13 protein-coding genes are annotated in these 19,503 nt (G+C 44.4%); 12 read left to right on the top strand and 1 reads right to left on the bottom strand.

Annotated features, from left to right (window positions below; translation table 11 throughout):
- The first annotated feature begins 42 nt into the window (after positions 1-42).
- The 12 genes from FN961_RS18530 (at position 43) to FN961_RS18475 (ending at position 17,936) form a co-directional block, all read left to right on the top strand.
- A complete protein-coding gene (locus FN961_RS18530; protein ID WP_144041667.1) occupies positions 43-1,485 on the top strand; it encodes a tail fiber protein in 1,443 nt (480 codons plus the stop codon).
- 250 nt (positions 1,486-1,735) lie between these two features.
- The gene (locus FN961_RS18525) at positions 1,736-4,174 is read left to right on the top strand and encodes a hypothetical protein (RefSeq protein WP_144041666.1); all 2,439 of its coding nucleotides are present in this window, start codon (positions 1,736-1,738) and stop codon (positions 4,172-4,174) included.
- A 9-nt stretch (positions 4,175-4,183) separates the two neighbouring features.
- Complete coding sequence (locus tag FN961_RS18520) at positions 4,184-6,028, top strand: contractile injection system tape measure protein (protein WP_144041665.1); 1,845 nt, start codon at positions 4,184-4,186, stop codon at positions 6,026-6,028.
- 48 nt (positions 6,029-6,076) lie between these two features.
- The gene (locus FN961_RS18515) at positions 6,077-7,096 is read left to right on the top strand and encodes a hypothetical protein (protein WP_144041664.1); all 1,020 of its coding nucleotides are present in this window, start codon (positions 6,077-6,079) and stop codon (positions 7,094-7,096) included.
- A gap of 12 nt (positions 7,097-7,108) precedes the next feature.
- Positions 7,109-7,684 (top strand): hypothetical protein, encoded by a 576-nt coding sequence (locus FN961_RS18510; RefSeq protein ID WP_144041663.1) that lies wholly within the window; start codon positions 7,109-7,111, stop codon positions 7,682-7,684.
- Between the two features lie 86 nt (positions 7,685-7,770).
- Positions 7,771-9,582: a LamG-like jellyroll fold domain-containing protein gene (locus tag FN961_RS18505; protein WP_185972832.1), complete on the top strand. Its 1,812-nt coding sequence runs from the start codon at positions 7,771-7,773 to the stop codon at positions 9,580-9,582.
- 14 nt (positions 9,583-9,596) lie between these two features.
- Positions 9,597-15,365 carry a beta strand repeat-containing protein gene (locus FN961_RS18500; protein ID WP_144041661.1) on the top strand — a complete coding sequence of 1,923 codons (5,769 nt, stop codon included), beginning with the start codon at positions 9,597-9,599 and terminating at the stop codon, positions 15,363-15,365.
- Positions 15,366-15,389: 24 nt separating this feature from the next.
- Positions 15,390-15,941, top strand: coding sequence for a hypothetical protein (locus FN961_RS18495; RefSeq protein ID WP_144041660.1), 552 nt, complete (start codon positions 15,390-15,392; stop codon positions 15,939-15,941).
- A gap of 55 nt (positions 15,942-15,996) precedes the next feature.
- Complete coding sequence (locus FN961_RS18490; RefSeq protein ID WP_144041659.1) at positions 15,997-16,482, top strand: hypothetical protein; 486 nt, start codon at positions 15,997-15,999, stop codon at positions 16,480-16,482.
- A 55-nt stretch (positions 16,483-16,537) separates the two neighbouring features.
- Entirely contained in the window at positions 16,538-16,978 is a 441-nt protein-coding gene (locus FN961_RS18485; RefSeq protein WP_144041658.1) for a hypothetical protein, read from the top strand.
- 42 nt (positions 16,979-17,020) lie between these two features.
- A complete protein-coding gene (locus FN961_RS18480) occupies positions 17,021-17,440 on the top strand; it encodes a hypothetical protein (RefSeq protein ID WP_144041657.1) in 420 nt (139 codons plus the stop codon).
- Between the two features lie 175 nt (positions 17,441-17,615).
- Positions 17,616-17,936: a hypothetical protein gene (locus tag FN961_RS18475; protein ID WP_144041656.1), complete on the top strand. Its 321-nt coding sequence runs from the start codon at positions 17,616-17,618 to the stop codon at positions 17,934-17,936.
- 775 nt (positions 17,937-18,711) lie between these two features.
- On the opposite strand, the gene FN961_RS18470 is transcribed toward FN961_RS18475, so the two are convergent.
- Positions 18,712-19,239 carry a hypothetical protein gene (locus FN961_RS18470; protein ID WP_144041655.1) on the bottom strand — a complete coding sequence of 176 codons (528 nt, stop codon included), beginning with the start codon at positions 19,237-19,239 and terminating at the stop codon, positions 18,712-18,714.
- Between the last annotated feature and the right edge of the window lie 264 nt (positions 19,240-19,503).

Here is a 19,503-nt window from a genome sequence, read left to right as displayed (position 1 = left end):
GAATGAGTTAGTTAAGCAATATGTAAAGTACAGGATGTCGTTATGACCGTTAAAAACCGCCGTGAACTGAAACAAAAGTATCGTACTGGTGCCCAGCCAACTGCGCTTGATTATGCAGATCTGATTGATTCTGGTTTTAATGCCATCGATGACGGCATATTAAAACCGCTGGAACCTCATCTGCCGGTAAGGATAAAAGGTAATGGTAGCAGTCTGGGTGTATTAGATCTTTATGATGACGATACGCATAACTGGCGATTCGGATTAATGTCGGGGATAGACTCAGGCTTTAATCTGGCTGACTCTGCTGGTAAGAGCCACCTGTTTTTGGAGTCTGGCAGCGGCAATCTAGGGTTAGGAACGAGCAAGCCCCAAGCTAAGCTGCATCTGCATCAAGGGGCTGCTACTGGGGATACCCTGTATATCGAAGATACCAGTGATGATAATAGCCCGACCCGTATCAGTAATGCTGGCAATATCTATGTCCATTCGCTGAAAGATGGCAGCTCTGGTAGTAGCCTTGAAGACGCGGCCTTGTACGTGAACGGTGATTTTAATCTGGTTAACGAAACAAGTGCTAAAAGCTGGTTGCATGTGAATGATGCTGGGGCTGTGACTTTTAATGGCCATGCCAGTGCCAGTGAACCATTTTTTGAAGTGAAATCAGGCAGTAAGTTTTTTGGTGACATGCAGATCACCAAAAACCTTAATGTGACAGAGGATACACGAATTGATGGCAATATTTATGTCAAGGGTAAGCTTACCGTTGAGCAAGAGATAGATATTAAATCAACCGTAGGTGCTAATGGACAATCGATTAAACTGGGAGATGCTGCCGGCGATACGGTTGAAATTCCAGGTAAATTAAATTCAGGAACGGCTCAACCGTTACAAATTAATGCCGCCATTCAGCTGAATGATTCAGATAGTGTGAGTCAAGTGTCTAATGATTTGTTTGATGAAACCAACCCTCAGCAAGATACCCTATTAACTAAGTTTGCCGTTCATCAGATGTTGCCTAGAGGCAGTATTATTATGTGGTCTGGTAATTCGATACCACAGGGGTGGGCATTATGTGATGGGAGTAATGGGACTCCGGATTTAAAAGACAGGTTTATAGTTAGTGTGGGAGATACCTATGGGTTACATGCAAGAGGTGGTGAAAGCTCTGTTCAATTAACGTCTAATGAATCAGGAGTTCCCGCCCATAGTCATAGCGGTAGTACTAATACTGATGGCTCTCATCAACATACAGGAAATGAGGAATATAAGGCTGATAATGATGATAATGATGGTGTGCATCATGTTATTGCGGATAGAAATCATCACGCGCCAGATAGCTCTACTGGGCAAATTTCATCAATTGGGAGTAGTCATTCGCATAGCTTTACGACCAATAATAATAGTGAGGGAAATGCTGAGGAAGCCCATGAAAACAGACCGCCATATTATGCATTGAGTTTTATTATGAAGAAGATAGGGTAAGTGTATATTACAGAGTAACATTTAATACTTTACGTTGTTAATGTTGAAGACGTTCATACTGACATGCCGTTAACACCCCCTTCTGTATTCTTTATATTATTTTTTATTTTATAAAAACCATTCCGATATAAACATAATAAGTATTCGCAAATAATTATATATTATTATTATTCAGATAGTTACCGATGATACTTTAATATTGTTTAAATAAATATTATTTCAAACTACAACTCACCTTCAGGTTGAATCTATGACAAATCCCTACAGTAGCATTGCGCCTGAATTTGCGCCTTTACGTGAGCAGGCGCTGGCGGATATCCGTGAGCTGGCACCCAATAGCTGGACAGATCTGAGTGTGTCAGATCCTGGTATCACTATTCTTGAACAGCTGATTGTTAAGTTTCAGCAACTGGCGGAGAAAATTAATCTGCCTTTAACAGATCTCTTGGTCAGCGATGGGAATGTGGCTGGCAGTTTCGATACAGTAGCCCTTAATTTTGTTAAACCAGTATCGCTAAAACCACAGTTTTTTTCCGCCAATGAAGTGTTGACTACCGCAGCAGTGAGCCTAAATGATCGCCGTAGACTGATATTAGATCACCCTTTAGTGGCCAATGTACTGGTGGAGCCGGCGCGCCTTTTGGATCGAACCCTATATTGGGACGATAACCAAAAGCGCTACACCTTTGACGAGCTGGTCAGTGATGTTCAAGTGGCGCTTCCAGGGCGTTATCGAGCGCTTGTGGAATTGGTAGAAAATCACGGACTTGATGTTGAACAGAAGAAGGCTCTCTCATCAAGGCTACTGTCACGCTTGAAGTCTCAGCGTAATTTGTGTGAGCAGTGGCAGGAAGTGATACTGCTTGAGCCGGAATTTATCAAACTTAATGGTGGTATTAGTTTAAGGCAGGGGGCCGATGTTGAACAAACACTGATCGATATTCATAAGGCGATTTCAGATTATATTAATCCTCCACTCAAGGCGCAGAGTCTTGAACAATTGGCAACAAAAGGCCGTACAAGCGGTGATATTTATCAAGGGCCGGTACTTGAAAATGGCTACTTCGATGAATCAGACCTAAATCAGTTACAACTGCGCAATGAATTAAGGGTTTCGGATATTATTCGCATTATCTTAGACTTTGAGGCGGTACAACATGTGTTCAGTCTACAGATCTCTAACTTTGCAAATCCCAGAGATGATGATTGGCGCGATTGGGTGTTGCCGATATCCAGCGGCAGAGTCGCAAGGCTAGAGCCGATTCTGTCGGTTGATCACATTGATCCTAATGCCCCTCCCAAAGTGACCGGATTTATTGATTGTTATAAGAACAATGCTGTTTGTCCTATCGACAGTGCATTGGTTATCAGTCGTCTTGAGGTGCTTGAAGCACAAAGAGCCAGTCAAAAAGTTCAGCAAAAATGGCGAGATATCCCCTTACCGAGCGGTGAACGTCAAGATCTGTCTTATCAATCCGTGCAACAGGAGTTCCCTGTGGTGTATGGCTTGGGTGAGAATGTGCTACCGGATTCTGTGGGCACAGAGAGATTGGCCAGAGTGAAACAGCTGCAGGGTTACTTGATGCTGTTTGATCAATTGATCGCTAACTATCATCAACAACTGGCGGATACAGGTGCTCTGCTCGACAGTAAAATACGGCCTCAAACCAGCTACCAGACTGGACAATTTCTAAGTCAGGATCAAGCTTTGCTGACCGCAGATGATTATTGGCAGCAGATTAACACTTTGGTGCAATCGGAGCTGACTAACAATCTTACAGAGCAACATACCGAGCGAGAAAATCGTCTATTGGATCACCTGTTTTCTCGATTAGGAGAAAGCTTCAGTGATCAGAGTTTACTGGGTTTCAGTTTTGCATCTGAGAGTTTCAGAACCTACCTCGATAGAAAACACCTTTGTTTACAGCAACTGGCTAGGCTTGGCCATGATCGATTACTTGGCCGGAATTATCTGCCTCAAGAGGGCTCTGGTATTGATGAGGGCGCAGGTTTGGAGCGGCGACTGCAGGCAAAATTGGGCCTGGATAGGAACAACCCTGATGAACCTTTGCCTATTTTAGTTGAGCATAGTTTGCTCTATCCCAACAGCGACAGTGAAATACCAGCGCCTTACCACAGTGGAAAACTGTTTGCTCAATTGCGTAAAGATGGTTACTTCTACCCAGTTATAGAGGCCAGTTCTCATGGGTTATTGAGTGGCGATATTGTGAGCCTGTTCGACTTTTCCGGTGACCAGGAGAGTGTGTATGCCGGGGCTTATAGCATCACCCGCATAGATGCCGATCATTTTGAAATGGCGCTGGATTTGGGGCTTAACCCGGATTCTGATGCTATTAATACTGAGTTCACCCTTAAGTGGATGCGGGGCAGGCAGATACAAAATCCTTATGCTATGCAGGTATCTTTAGTGTTTCAGGGGGACAAGGCGAGATATCAGCAGGCGGGATTTCGTCTTGGGGTTGAAACCTTGGCCAGAGCTGAAACGCCGGCGCATATTACCTTGCATATGCGCTGGTTGGATGAAGATCAACAAGCGGTGTTTGACTCGGTGCACCAGCAATGGTTGCAAAGTTACACTGCATTTTTAACTGATCCTGCAGGTGAGTCGGAGCTTGAGTTGGCACTGCGGGATAAGTCTGCCAATGAACTATTAGCCTTTCTACTCTAGTCCGTGCTGATGAGTTTCCGTCGCGGTGAACAGCCGCCTGCAAAACATAAAATTCAGCGACTGAAAGTGGTGATAGAAACCAACGACAAAGCCTTTGCCCATGAGCTACAAAATCAATTCAGTGATCTGTGCCGAAATCAGGTTAAGACGTTATTGGATAAGCAATTTTCAGCGCTTTCAAGTGATGATGAAATCGTCAGAATCGATAAGCTTGAGCTGGATTTAGGTCAGTTTAAGGATTACTTAGACAGAGACAAATTGTTGAGGGAGTTGCCTGATAAACTGGAAACAGCTTTACGTCAGTCTAAACAGATGGGGCTAGCAAGTATCTCTCCCGCTAATGTCGAAAGGCCCACTAATACTAGGGATGGGGGGAGGCGGTCACCTGCTAATGGTTGGGAGAACGAGCAACATGAGCAATCCGGTATTGATGATTGGGAAAGCCATCGAGACAGTGACGATGAATTTGATCAAGAGTTGATGGAGCAAGCTTGGTATGAAGAGTCGTTGCAGCAGGATGATGATTGGCAAACCAAATCGTTGACTCGTATCACTGAGTCGGAACCCTATGGGACGGGTACGGCCGACTCTGAGAATAATATTAGTGACGGTGAAGCTTTGCTGCTGTTTTTACGTACCGGTCAACTTCCCTGGTGGAGCCAAGATGATAGCGGCGATGAGGTTAATCGTTTGATGAGACAGCTAACGGCTGAAGATGCCGATGAGCTGTTGCAGTTGATGCAATCTTATCCTGAGGTGCTGTCCCGTATTGCCTGGCAGTTCGATGCGTTTCGACAAGCAAAGCTTATCGATATTTTATCAACTACCGAACATAACATGCAGATGTTGCGGTTCATTAACGTGTGTCATCAACAGCTAGGTAATCGCAGTAACGGGTCTAATACCATCGTGTCCGTATCGCCTTTTATCGAGCAGTCCTGGCAGCAATTTTTTCACTGGCTAAACCTGCAACCTAGCCCAAGGACTAGTTTTCAAGGGGTACTGGAACAGTGGCGGCAACAACCTGATTTTTTGAATTGGCGAGGGCAGATTTTAACGCTAGCAAGTGAGAGTGAAGTGTTTGCCAACTCAGGTTTTGAAGAGCTCATCGACTTGCTTGAAGAGCAGGATAAGTCTGTTGTTTCAAGTCCCGTGGCCGCAAGTATTAAGGCTTCTGAACACACAACGCTTAATGCTAGCCCCGAAATTCTGCCAATAGATGCATTCCCTGAAAACCTTTGTGAAGTGCTGATGATCTCTAATGCTGGACTCTTTTTGCTATTTGGCTCGCTGCCTGAACTGTTTAGCAAGCTTAATTGGATTGTGGGTGATGGATTTGTATCAGCAGCTTGCCAGCAGCAGGCCGTACATCTACTGGATTACATGGTTTGGGGGGAGACAGAGGATGAGTCTATTTTTAACGACACTAGTACTGAGATAGATGCCATTAATAATACCGATATAACAGCAGATGACGCGCAATGGCTGGTGCCGGAATCACGCTTGAATCTGAATAAGCTGTTGTGTGGATTACAGTGCAGCGAGCCCGTTTGGGGGGACTGTCGTTTACCTCAAGAAGTTAAAGTCCAAGCAGATAACACCGTAAGACAAGTCATCAGTGCGCTGGATAAACTGGCTGATATGGACATTGCCACATTTCGCGATAGTTTTCTGCAGCGACATGGTTTGTTGAGTGTAAAGGATAATGCCTGGTTGCTGCGTATCGAACCGGAAGGACGAGATCTTCTCTTGTCGTCACAGATTAGTCCACTAACCCATTTATGTTTTCCCTGGATGCCGTTTGCTTTGAATGTTGAATGGAACAGTGAGAAGAGCCAACCCTACCAGATCTAAAATTTAGGCAAATGCTTGCCTCTTCATTTTTGTCGCTCGGAGGTTTTTATGCCAACACCCATGCTCAGTGAGCATATTATTAAAGCGCCCTTGGATAATATCCTTGAGGCCGTTACCACCAGTATTCTCAATACTCAGGAACAGCTTAACCAACAATCTATTGCCATTGCTGGCAGGCTGGCAGGCGCCAGTCCGGAAGATCAGGTGCGTTTCGGTACCAGTAAATATTCGTTGTTGGAGCTGGGCTTCGTTCCTGAGTTTTACCAGCTTGGGGAAACTGAGGTCAAACTCAAGATGGCAATGCACCTAGAGCGCAACGGAGCAGAACTGGGGGTTTATGGCAGTTTATTGAATGAGCGTAATCTCTGTGGCTTTGGTTTTGATGCCGAAGGTGCTAGCCAGATCACGGCCAAATTGATCCCGACAAGTGTTCCCAACGTCTTTGAAAAAAGAGTTGGACAGATGATGCTTGAATTAACCCAAAAAGCCTTTAACCATATTCGAGATTATGTCATTGCCCAGAATGCCGCTGCTATGAATCTATATGAACTAGAGCAAACTGGAATTAATGATCTACTCGAAGCTAATTTACCGGATTATCGGGCTGCATTGATTGCTTTGCATCCGGATGAGTTACCCAATATTCCCTCCTTACAACAAGTTGTTTTGCGCGTGAACGCCTTTGTCGTCATTCGTGACTATGTGTTGGCAAATGACACCCGACCTATGACGATAAAAGAGCTGTACGCCACTGGAGTACAGGGCGCTGTGGATAGGAACTTGAGTCATTACCGCAGCCGTTTATCAGCTTTGTCGAGCCTTAATCATGTGGATGGATTACAGGTGGTGGTCACTCAATCTAATGCTTTTGGCCAAATTCTGGCATTGATGCAACTGAGTCAGTTTTCCTCTTTGACCCAGGAGATGTTTGCTCAAGCTGGCATTATACGTGTTAACCCAGATCGTTGGAGCCTCTACATTGCAGCGTTGGAAGCCTTAAGCGCTGAGATATTAGAAGCCTATACTCAAGCCGATTTGCAGCAGCTTATCGATACCGCTAATCAATAAAGGAAACCTTTTATGGCAAATCATTTTGCGGTTGGGTTAAGTGAGCTTTTTAGTGCCATGGCCAAAGAAGCGAACAAAACTCGTCGATATATCGAACAGCAGAAAATCGCTTATCAGATGCCTGAGTTTGGTACTGATCTTAAACTGGCATTGACTGCGATTCGAGGCGGCCGAAATCAGATCCCCAGACTCAGAGTTGCAGCGGTAACGCCAGGGGAACACGCTGGGCCAGTAAGCCGCATCAGCAGTAAGTTTACCGCTTGTCCAACGTCGACAGCGCCAGCCATTATTCCTGAGTTGGTGTCTCATCACTTTGAGAATGGGGCGCTATCTATCTCTTTTAACGTCAGCGGTGTCGGTGCTGAACATCAAGTTGAGGCCAATCTTAATCGTGAGCTGGCCTGGCAATTAAATAATCAGCCCTTATTACTGACGACACGAATTAACATTCCAATAGTAAAGACAGATCCTCAGGGGCTGTTTGCCATTGTTGTGGATGTAGCCAGCGGCGATCAAGCTGGTATCAAGCTGCCGCTGGAGCTTTTGTTTAGTGGGGTGAGCTACAGCTACCTATTTACCACGAGCTAAATTTTCTATTTTCTTGCCGCTGCAATCAGTCTTGAGTGCAGTTTGACATGACTTATCTCATCAGACTTTTCGATTTGGAAATTACTATGACAGACTTGGTGCCGGGCATTGCGCTTAAGCTGGGGAAGAACAGTTATATCCCCATGGCGGATGACCCGCAGACAACACAGAGTGGCGAATTAACCCTGGAGCTTTGGGCTTATATCAATGCCATGGATGCACAGGCTAATTTGGTTCACAAGCAAGGGGTGGGCAATACTCATTATCAGCTCACTTTAGAAAACGATGAAGGCCGATATTTCTGTCAGCTTGCTATCGGTTCATCAGTGTTAACCGCAGATATTACCAACCCATTTAATCGCTGGATTCACTTCTCTTTTACAGTTGAACAGCTTGATGAACAAAGCCAGATAAGATTACTGATCGATGGTAAAACCGTTGCAGAGACGAGGATAAATCTCTGGCAAGATAACTTCGGCGATGTGTCTCTGGGGGGAGGTTTAGAAGGCAACATTGCAGAGCTTAGACGTTGGAGTCGAGCGTGGCCTGCTGCGTTAATTAAAGCCCGTAGGAAATTGACGCTCAATGGCATAGAGCCGGATTTAGCATCTTGGCTACCACTTAATCAAGTGCAACAAATTAAGGACCGAATCCTCGGCCGTGAATTTCAAGGAGTGTTGGTTAGCTGGATAGAAAAAGTCAGGCCTTTTCTTGAACAAAAATCCCAAGTGTTATTTTTAGATCAAGCCGATGAATCAGTCTCTGCAGTATGGACAGATGATTTTCCAGTTTATCGATTTACCTTCGAATTTTGGTATCGCTCTTTTCATGGTTTACCGGGCAGCTATCTTGTGGATTACTCGGGAAATGATGGTACATCGGGTGTCAAAATATCAAATCCCCAAAGCCTGACCATTGAGATTGCAGGCGTATCTGCAGATACCGAGATTAATCTCGTTAATGGAGCTTGGCAACATATTGCGGTTTGTTGGAATAAGCGCGATGGTAAATTACTTGTTTATCAAAATGGTGTCTTGAAGGGCGGAGAGCGGACACTTCACAGTGAAAATATTATTCCCGCTGGTGGAATGATTAAGTTGGGTGGGGCAATTGATAACAGTCACAGCCATCCTGGAAGTTATTTCGCAGATATCAGAGTTTGGGCGACGTGCCGAACAAGTGATGAGATCATTAATAACTTTTTGAATCGCCAAGAGGGGGATGAATATCCTCTGCGTTTGTATTGGCCCTTGGCTCAGCAAACAGGTAATCAGGTTGAGACTCCGAGTCATGGGGGCTCATTAGCAGTGATAACCGGTGGTCGATGGCGTGAAGACTCTTTGGTCATCCAAGCCTCTCCGGCGGAACGATTACGTCAATTAAGAACAAGAGCTGATTTGTATGATGATCTGCCTGAACCTGGAGGTGATGGCCCCGGAGAGGTGGTGGCAGATTTGGGGTTGGCGTTTGATGCCGACGTTTTTCTTAATAATCTGGTCGGCCAGTTGTCACAGGTTGAGTCCTCTCAATATCAACTCACTAATATCGGTATTGACGCCAAGGTTATCTTGAGCACTGAATCTTCAAAAATCATTGTGCCGTATCCAGACCGCTTAACCTCTCTCGATCCTGGGCACTATACCAATCTGAGTTTTAACTTTTCACCTGCCTATCTCGAGCCAACAACGAATACTGTTATGCCTTACCTGTTGGGTTCTACTGAGCATTATGCGGGGTCCTTGCTGGATGAAAAGCAGCTGGGCTATCGCATTGTTCATCGTGCAACAGACGAGCTGGGAGAGAGTGGCGTAGTACTAGAACAATTCCCGGCTGCAGAGAGTGAAGTGAACCAGGATACAGATATTACCTTGATTGTTGGAATTGCTACAGGCAACTGAATATTGGAACTATTATGACTAAAAAACGCAATGCTCTGTCCGGTGAAACTATGCCGGAAAATATCACCTACCGCCTGCAAACTTATCGGTATCAAACCGATGATATCCAACAATTGGCTGATAACCTTTACGCCGATTTAGTCGCTGGTTTGGCGTTGAAAGCCGAACTGAACGGCAGTGAAGAGGAGGATTTTAATACCGCAGCGCTTAAAGTAACGGATACGCTGGCTGTTGAAGGGGATCTTCAAGGAACCGATGCCATTTTTACTGGCTCTCTTGAATTGGGTGAAGACAACAGCGATTGGGTGCGTCTCAATTCGCCTGTCATTGGTCCTGTCAGCCGAGAAGGCGTCGTGATTAATGACAAGCTCTCTATCAGTGGTGACACCAATGTGGGCGGTGATATTCGTATTCATGGTGATCTGATAGTTGACGGCGAAACCATTGCCCGAGACGTCGATCATATGCTGGGCGACGTGGTGCTGGGTGACGAGGATACCGATAAAGTTGAGATTGCGGGTGAAATACGCAGCACTCATTCATCCGGCCAGCTAGCGTTTGTTAGCCCTGGGCATTTTCAGCAAGCTGTCACGATAGATAAATCTGTTGGTATTGCCGAAAACCTTGACGTTGGTGGCGATGTTAGTGTCACTGGTAATAGCGCGCTGTCTGGTGATATCACTGTCGCTGGTGATCAGAGTATTGCTGGTGATCAACAGATTGATGGCAATACAGTTGTAACTGGTGATGCCAGTGCAGCCAATATGAGCTTGAGTGGGCAGCTGATGGTAGACGGTGCGGCGAGTATTACCGGAAATCAGAGTATTGCTGGCGATCAACTTGTTGCAGGAGAGCAGAGGGTCAGCGGTGATCAGCACGTCGCTGGTACGCAATATAGTGCGGGTAACGCTGAGGTTAGTGGTGATGTGAATGTGGGGCAGAAATTAACCGTTACCTCCGATGCCACAATAGGCGGTGCTCAAACTGTGACAGGGAATCAAACCCTATTAGGTGACCAATCGATAGCCGGGAATCAAATAATCAATGGCGACAGCCATGTAAAATCAAATACTACCCTTGATAATAATTTGTCTGTCGGAGGCGATGTTGATGTTAGCGGTGATCACAACATTGCTGGCAGCCAGAATATTAGCGGTTCACAAACGGTTAATGGGGATTTAGCTGCCAACGCCAATCTAACTGTTGGCGCTAACTTGAATGTTTCAGGGGATGCAGGAGTCAGCGGTAGTCAGTCTGTTACGGCAGACCAAAATATTGGTGCTAACCAAATCATTTTTGGTGATCAAGCGATTCAAGGCGACTCCTCAATCGTTGGCGATCTCAGTGCTGGTGGTACATTCTCAGTTGGCGGTGATAGTACGTTCTCTGGCAATCAGTCTATCGATGGTAACCAAGATGTCTCAGGAAGTCAGACTGTAACAGGTAGCCAACAGGTCGATGGTGAAATCTACGGTAAAGCAGATGTTCGTTTAGATGAAGGCCTTAATGTCGGTGGAGATGTTCAGGTTGGCGGAGGGCAAAGTATCGGTGGCACACTCTCTGTTAGCGGTAATCAGTCGGTCGCAGGAACTCAAGAGATCACCGGGGATTCACATCTAAAGGCGAAGCTGAATGTTGATAGTGACGTCACTGTTGGCGGTGAAACCCGAGTCAGCGGCAAGGTGACTAGCGAAGCTGATCATGAAGTGGGTGGCAACTTGACCGTTCGCGGTAACTTTGTGGTGGAAGGTGAGACCATAGCTAAGGATGTTGAACATCTGTTAGGCGATGTTGAGCTGGGAGATGAGGATTCCGATCAGATTAAGATTGCCGGTCAGATAAGCAGTAACCACACTTCGGGTAACCTTGTTTTCACTAGCACAGGCCAATTTAAAGAACAGCTTAAAGTTGATAAGTCCTTTCTAGTGGGTGAAAACGCTGATATTAGCGGTAATCTAACACTGTCTGGTCATCAGCAGACCTCAGGTACTCAAACCGTAGATGGTGACATTACCGGCGCTGCCAATTTAGTTTTAGCAGGCAATATTAATGTTGGCGGGACTCAGAGTGTCATTGGTGACAGCAGCATAGAGGGTAATCAAATTCTTGGAGGGCAACAAACGGTCTCAGGAGACATGTTTTCCCAATCCAATCTAGAGGTTACCAAAGACCTCACCGTTAAACAAAATGCCGTATTTGAGGGCGATACTCGCATTGATGGCAGTCAAATCATCAAAGGTAGCCAATCCATAGATGTTAATTTGGAAACTGCAGGCACTCAAACTGTAGAGGGAAATAGTTATGCTAATGCCGATATGCAAGTTGGCAATAATCTACTGGTTCAGGGCAATATAAATGTCGATGGTGACACGCAGATTGCTGGCGATCAACATGTTGAAGGTAACCATCTGGTTGACGGCAATCACTTAGTTAGTGGCAATCAGACTGTGACAGGTGATAGCAAGGCTTTAGCCAATATGGCTGTTACCTCGGATCTGTCCGTTGGCGGCCAAGCCATTATTTCTGGTGATACTCGTATTGATGGCAATCAAAGGGTTGCAGGTCATCAATTTATAGTTGGAAATCAAACACTGATAGGTACTCAAACTGTTTCCGGTAATAGCAGAATGGAGGCTGACTTATTGGTAGAGCAGAATGTGACAGTCGGTGGCAGTGAAACAATAGCGGGTCATCTTAACGTCGGAGGCAATCACACTCTTACAGGTACCCAAAGTGTAGCGGGGGACAGTTTTGCTAACGCCAATATGAACGTAGCCGAAGATTTCAGTGTTCAGGGCGATACCAGCGTAGACGGCAGCTCACATATTGGCGGTAACAACAGTATTACGGGTAATCAATCTGTTGGTGGTGAACAACAGATCTCAGGTCGCCAAACGGTTGATGGTGACATTCATACCAAAGCCAATATGAGGGTTGACAGGAACCTAACGGTTTCTGGTAACGAATCTGTTGGCGGTCACCAATATGTGGCTGGTAATCAGGAGACTGAAGGCAGTCAGATTGTTAAAGGCAATAGTGAAGCCAGAGCCCACCTTAACGTCGGTCGTCATTTGACCGTTGATGGCAACAGTTTACTGAAGGGAAATGGCCGAGTCCAAGGAAGCCTGCTTGTTGATGGTAGCCAAGATGTTGGAGGTAATTTACGTGTTGGCGGCAACTTGGTTGTTGAGGGGGAAACTCTCGCAAAAGATGTTGAACATCTGCTGGGCGATGTGGAACTTGGCGATGAAGATACCGATCTTATCAAGGTGAGTGGAACGATTAGTAGCCTGCATTCAAGTGGTGACTTAGTTATCACTAGCCCAGGGAAAATTGAGCAGTCACTGACGGTTGATAAAGCACTGTTTGTTGGAGAGGGGGCAAGTGTTACTGGTGACATAACTATCGGTGGTAGCCAGCAAATTGATGGGTCAAACACAGTGATGGGCGACAGTGTTATCCACGCAAATATGACCGTCGATGCAAATAGTGCTGTTGGCGGCAATTCAACGGTCACGGGTGATCAAGTTGTAGGTGGTAATGCTGTCATCAGCGGCAGTCAAACGGTAACAGGAGACTGCGTAGCCAATGCAAATATGGCCATTGCAGGTGCTTTGAATGTCGGTGGTGATCACAGTGTTGCTGCAAACCAAGCTATTGATGGCGAGAGTTCGGTCGCTGGAAATCATACTGTTGGTGGCAACCAAGAGGTTGCAGGTACTCAAGCTGTGAGTGGCGATATGACGGGCCTTGGGAACCTCACTCTTGAGCAGGATCTCACCGTAGCGGGTCAATCCAATATTGGTGGTAGTCAATTAGTTACAGGTAATCAACAGATTGTAGGCACTCAAACCATTTCTGGTGATAACAGGGCTGAAGCCAACATGATCGTGGATGGTCACTTGAATGTTGGTGGTAACGCTAACGTTGTTGGCAATAGCATTGTTGTCGGTAATCAAAACATTTTGAGCGACCAAATTATCAATGGCGATCAGCTGACTAAGGGCATGCAGACGCTAGAGGGGGATCTGCAGGCGAAATCCAACGTGCAGGTTGATAAAAGTGTTGGGATCCGTGAACACCTTGATGTTGAAGGTGATTGTAGTGTGTTGGGAAACCAGAGTATTGCAGGCGATTCAGTCGTTACTGGCAATCAGACCATTGCCTCGGAGCAAATTGTCGAGGGGAATGTTCATGCCAAAGCTGAGATGCTGGTTGACCATAATCTCGTCGTACAGTGTAACGCTAATATTACTGGTAACAGCCATATTGGTGGTAATCAGAGTGTTTTGGGACAGCAATCTATCGGGGGACAACAGCATGTCACTGGCGATATTAACGCTGATGCTAATTTAGTCGTTGGCGAGTCTCTCAGTGTGGCTGGAGATATTACCGCCAGTGGTGGTCAAACCGTTTCTGGAAATCAAATTATTGGTGGAAACCTCAGGGTGGGCGGTGATCTCATTGTAGAAGGTGAAACGTTCGCTAAGGATGTTGAACACCTTCTCGGGGATGTAGAACTCGGCGATGAAGACAGCGATCAAATCAAGGTGGCTGGTGTGATTAGTACTCAACACTCCAGCGGCTGTTTGATGATTGAAAGCCCTGGACACTTTTCGCAGTCGTTAGTGGTAGCTGGCTCTTTTACTGTGGACATGAATGCAGCGCTTAAGTCTGATTTATCGGTTCAGGGCAACGCCGTCATTAATGGGAGCAGTCGTATTAAGGGAAGTCAGAGCATTGGCTCTGATCAAGTTGTTGCTGGACATCAAACAGTGAATAGAAACCAGCGTATTAAAGGACGCTGTGATATCAGCACTGATCTTGGTGTTGATCGGCATTTACGTGTGAGTGGATCGGTGAATGTTCACGGTAGTCAGTCTATTGATGTGAATCAAAGGATTAAGGGTTGGCAAGTTATTGAGAAAAACCAGGCTGTTTATGGTAGCCAGACAGTGAATGGTAATAGTCTTGTAAAAGGGCAACTCACACTTTCAAAAGACTTGAACCTTGCTGGTGAAGCTAGCATTCGTGGTGATCTGTCGGTATTTGGTAATAGCCATATTGGCAGCAATCAAACTGTGCAAGGCAATCAGAGTGTTGCTGGAGATCAATCTGTTGTCGGTGATGGTTTCTTTCAAAGCGGACTGGCAGTTAATAAAAATTTAAATGTGGCAGGTGAGGCAATAGTCACAGGACGTTTGGTTAGCAAGTACGATCATCAAGTAGGAAATAATCAGCGAATATCTGGAAATCAAACCGTATATGGTACGCAATGGATTGCAGGTGACGTTCATGCTCAAGGAGATCTTAAACTCGATAGAAAACTCACGGTTGGAGGTGGAATTAAGGCAAACGGTAATAGTGTGATAACCGGTGATTTGGATATCAATGGCAATATCAGTGCTCATAATTTACCAGAGTGGTTTGATCCGGGAATGAAGTTACTGAGCAATCCTGAGACGAAAACGTTTAATTTTAATTATTATAACCGAAACTTCGATGTGGACTTTAACCTGAATGACACCAATGTGAGATGTCTATTATGTAATGTGAGTTCGACCTCATGGTATAACGAAGGTGCGGCGATTAACTTAGGCCGTAAAATTAACAATGAATATGATGTGAGCTTTTCCGCGTCGAGAAATAGATATGGCTCTTGGCATGGCTATGGGTTGATGTGTATTCCTGTTGATAGTCATGGAAAGTTTAAAATAAATTGGAACGTTAACAGTCGTTCAAATTTAAAAATTAGACTCGTTAGTATTATGTACGGTGAATAATCATAACAGGAATATGGAGGCGATATGTTTTTAAGGTTTGAAGACGGTTTTAGTGTTGAGACAACTGCTGATAAATATAACGAGGAAGAATATCTTTGGTTTGATACACCTGAGGGATATTTGGATGGTGACCTCTGTTTATTGACTGACGGTGTTGTATCATTAGCCTCCGGTGATGAGCAAGCTAATTATCAATTTAGTTGTCGGAAGAATGATTATATAGATCTAATTTCGGGGCTGATTGATGAGAAGAAAATGGAGCATAAAGAATCTCTACCAGGAAAGGAGAGAGAGTATGCAGCTAAGCGAGAGCTGGTTAATAACAATGAAGATGGCAATATAGATGAGGGAAGTCTTGAATATCTATTGCTTATTCATGAGGCTAATGCCAAAGGCATTACAATTAATGAACTATATTTGGATATTAAAGAGAAAGTCACTGCCTTGTATCAATATTATGGAGTGCTTGCTGGTTTCTCTGTTTCATCTAAGGAGAGGATTTCAGCTGTAGGTAATATTGATGAACTTGAATTCGTTTTTTCTCAAGTGCTTGATGATTTTAATTTGCTGCCTTAATTGTTAAATATTTTATTATTATCTGTTGTGGCTATGCATATTTCAGGGGTGAATAATGGCAAGTTATTCAGTTGCATTGAAAAATATTCTTGTTAATTCAAATGTAGAGTGTAATAACGCTATTTCTTTAAAGGAGTTTAAATGTTGGCAGGCAATGAAAAACTGTGGATTTGATGAGTTAACATTAGATTATATTTTTAAAGAATTATATTTGGTGGAAATATGGAGACTGGTTAGAGGAGATGAAGTAAATAATCAAAAGTTGGCAGAACAGTTATTTATTACAGAAGTGTCTGGTGGTGTAGCTCAAGTTATATTGGCAATACAGGAGATGTTTGCCTTGCCGTGTAGCGGCAAAGTTGACAGTCAGGTGCTTGAGTTAATTAACCGCGATTGGAGCAACGAGTATTGTGACGAGGTTGCAGATGCTATTAGTCTGCAATCTTATGAGCAATCTTCTTTAGTTTGGGAGGAGGCATCTGTCGCAACAAGAGCTGTTTATCGGCAACCTTATTCTTTATTGAGCCATAGGTTGCACTGATCAGATTAATTGTAAAAGTGATGTGCTGATTTAAATACATTGAAAGGGAGTATATATGGGTTTTTGGGGAAGATTATTCGGATCGAGTCATGCGGTGAATGCCATGGTGGATGGTGTTACTAATGGACTAGATGCTCTTGTTTACACGGATGAAGAGAAAAGCCTTGATGCAGCGAAGGAACGCAGTGAAGCCCGAGGTATGTTGGTTAGTTGGATGGCCGCCACACAAGGGCAGAATTTGGCCCGTCGTTTTATTGCATTAGTCATTGCGGGTATATGGGTATTCCAATATCTCACTGTGACGCTGCTGTCTATTATCTCTATTTGGGTTGGCGATCCTGAGGGATTTGAAAGATCTGCGAAAGTGATAGGTGAAAATGCAGAGCAGATGAATGCGGCAATGATGTTGGTATTGGGTTTCTATTTTGCAGCTCCTCATATGGGGCTGATTGCAAAATCTGCGCTGGAACGTTTTGCTCATAAAAGCAGAGATTGATTAGAGTGTGGGGCTTTCAAGTTATCTGAGAGGTGTTGCGTATTGGCTAAAAACAAAGACGGTAAGTTAAGTAAGAAAGCATTTATCAGTGTAGTTGCTATGTTTTCTCTGTTTTGGGGGGCTTATCAGGAGACTAAAGATGAGAGTGCTCATTTACAAGTTAGTGATGGCGTGTCTGAAGTATCTAGCTCTGAACGCATCAAAAATAGTGATTCTATTGTCGATAAAAATCTTACAAGCTTATCTGAACAGCAACAGCAACAGCAACAGCAACAGCAACAGCAACAGCAACAGCAACAGCAACAGCAACAGCAACAGCAACAGCAACAGCAGCAACAGCAGATGTTATATCTGCACCTATCAGTAGATCTGTGTTCTCGATGCTGCGGTTGTGTTCTTACGCAGCAAGAGGTCAAGACCAATAAACTAGAAGTCTGCAATAGGCCAACTCCTTTCCAGTAGCGCTTTACCTTCAGCCACTGTGAGTTCAATTGTCTGTGAATGTTGTTTGATACAGAGCTTGATGGCTTTAACTGTGAGCGCTTGTCGTGTGTTGGCATTGCTGATGAAGATGACTTTCAGGCGCGTATTGTGAACATTGATAGCCCCGATAATGTTGCTTCTTTATCGGGGCTTCTTGACTGCCCTCTGTGTCAAGATAGTTGGAGAAACACACTACACCATATTAAGGGCACCCGATGGCTCTCCTTGGGGGCCAATAGAAGTCTATCAAGGTGGTTCTGATAGAGAGTTTGTGCTGTCCAGTTTACCGCCGTTCCCTATCTCTCAAGGTAGCCAAGATGACGTGCTATATCGTTTTGGCACACTGGATAATATCGAAACGAAACTTGCTGACTTGCCTGATATCAAGTTTCAAACATCTTTTAGGTTGGGTTCATTGAACGGGTTTGCTGTTTGGTTGCTTATGATCAATCACGACTTCATATCTCATTTATAGCCTGCGGCTCGCTTAATGTGTAAACACTTCTGCGACACGCCGCAAGCACAATCCCTGTGGGCTCTGCCGTGACATCCATGTCACGGAAGGTCACAGCTGCATTCACTCTTGATTGTTTATCTCTTCGATTGAGGTCTTTGTTGTAGCTTATTTTTGGACAGAAACTCGTTAGTGCTTAGGCTCTAAAATTTACGATTAAGATAATCATTACTAATGATTATCTTAAGAAAGCGGTTTTATGTTCACTGAGAGATGGATTGCAGTTCATTCTGGAAACAAGAAGCTAACCAGAAAGCTTAGTTAGGCGTTCTAAATGAACCGCCCTCGGCTCTGGCGTCCTGCTTTGCCCTACCTCCTAAATCCATTTAGTCGTTTGCGGAGCCGCATTCAGTGTGGTGTGGGGCTGGAGGTTAGATACCTCCGGCTACCCGATTATATCTCGGACTCATTTAAAACTTAGACTTGAGATAATACACGGTGCTCCCAAGAATAATATAAAGCAAGATATTGCTACAAACAGCCATAGCCCAAACATAAACCACATCGGACAAGGTTCTCGGTTCCGAGCCTAAAGACATTAACATTATTGAACCAGGCCAAAAAGCCAAAACAGCCATCTGCATGGAGCTTACAAATTTTGGAAACGCTAATACGAGAACAGGCACGACCAGAGAAGCAACCATCCATTTACTTAGAAAAAGAAGCATTTACTAGAATTCCATGGTGGATATAGCGCTCAACTAACCAGTAAGCCGAATCTGAGTTCAGTTGCTTGTTATATTTCAATTGCTTCCACACTCCATTCTATTTGATTAATCGGTATAATTACCATTTGATAATCAACCGTACCATCTTTTTCGGTGAAGAGAATATGGTCAAGCGGACAGTCAATACTATATAGACCACCCTCAATCGAAACAAAACCATCGAAATCAAATTTTGATAAATCTACTCGAGTCCCAGTAAAGAAATCTATCGCCGTCTCTTTAGCGCGGCATATTACTTCATGCGTTGGCTTTAACTTTTGAAAGAAGACACGGCTATGGGTATCTGCTTCGTAGTCGCTTCCACGGCCATAAACCACGAGGCTTTCTTGGGGCGAGCATACAGTGCGTTCGACAAGTAATTCCCAATTTGACTGAGCCCAATCATGGAAAAAGTCATCAAATGAAACCGCAAAATCATTTTCGCGTGAGTTTGCTGCATCAACGTATGTTTTATAAGCTGACTTCATAGAATTGAAACCACTTAGCAAATGATTTCTGAAATTTTCTATTGCCTTCGGTAGTAGATCAATATTCATGAGTTAGCGATGAACCTTGTTTGAAATATAACGCCTGCATAACACGTTTGCTACGATGCAGACTTAGCTGAATTTTACAACCTTAATCACTGAAACTAAAGGCAAACTGACAACGCCGAATGTAGCAAATCGTGTTGATGCATTTGTGTACGCCCAGCATGGGCATGAACTAATGAGGTGAAAGTCCTCTGTAGGAAGGTCACCGTTCAATAACATGCTGTTATTAAACGTTAACTACTAGCGAATGGCAAGGGCTTATCCGTG

Origin of the sequence: Shewanella hanedai, assembly GCF_007197645.1 — a bacterium.
GTDB classification, from domain to species: Bacteria; Pseudomonadota; Gammaproteobacteria; order Enterobacterales; family Shewanellaceae; genus Shewanella; species Shewanella hanedai.
Note: the sequence above shows the minus strand (reverse complement) of the source record. Positions and strands in the feature narration are given on the sequence as shown.

What these genes read in the sequence shown, in the direction of transcription:
- FN961_RS18530 (WP_144041667.1), top strand. Translation starts at nt 43, where the DNA reads ATGACCGTTAAAAACCGCCGTGAACTGAAACAAAAGTATCGTACTGGT.
- FN961_RS18525 (WP_144041666.1), top strand. Translation starts at nt 1,736, where the DNA reads ATGACAAATCCCTACAGTAGCATTGCGCCTGAATTTGCGCCTTTACGT.
- FN961_RS18520 (WP_144041665.1), top strand. Translation starts at nt 4,184, where the DNA reads ATGAGTTTCCGTCGCGGTGAACAGCCGCCTGCAAAACATAAAATTCAG.
- FN961_RS18515 (WP_144041664.1), top strand. Translation starts at nt 6,077, where the DNA reads ATGCCAACACCCATGCTCAGTGAGCATATTATTAAAGCGCCCTTGGAT.
- FN961_RS18510 (WP_144041663.1), top strand. Translation starts at nt 7,109, where the DNA reads ATGGCAAATCATTTTGCGGTTGGGTTAAGTGAGCTTTTTAGTGCCATG.
- FN961_RS18505 (WP_185972832.1), top strand. Translation starts at nt 7,771, where the DNA reads ATGACAGACTTGGTGCCGGGCATTGCGCTTAAGCTGGGGAAGAACAGT.
- FN961_RS18500 (WP_144041661.1), top strand. Translation starts at nt 9,597, where the DNA reads ATGACTAAAAAACGCAATGCTCTGTCCGGTGAAACTATGCCGGAAAAT.
- FN961_RS18495 (WP_144041660.1), top strand. Translation starts at nt 15,390, where the DNA reads ATGTTTTTAAGGTTTGAAGACGGTTTTAGTGTTGAGACAACTGCTGAT.
- FN961_RS18490 (WP_144041659.1), top strand. Translation starts at nt 15,997, where the DNA reads ATGGCAAGTTATTCAGTTGCATTGAAAAATATTCTTGTTAATTCAAAT.
- FN961_RS18485 (WP_144041658.1), top strand. Translation starts at nt 16,538, where the DNA reads ATGGGTTTTTGGGGAAGATTATTCGGATCGAGTCATGCGGTGAATGCC.
- FN961_RS18470 (WP_144041655.1), bottom strand. Translation starts at nt 19,239, where the DNA reads ATGAATATTGATCTACTACCGAAGGCAATAGAAAATTTCAGAAATCAT.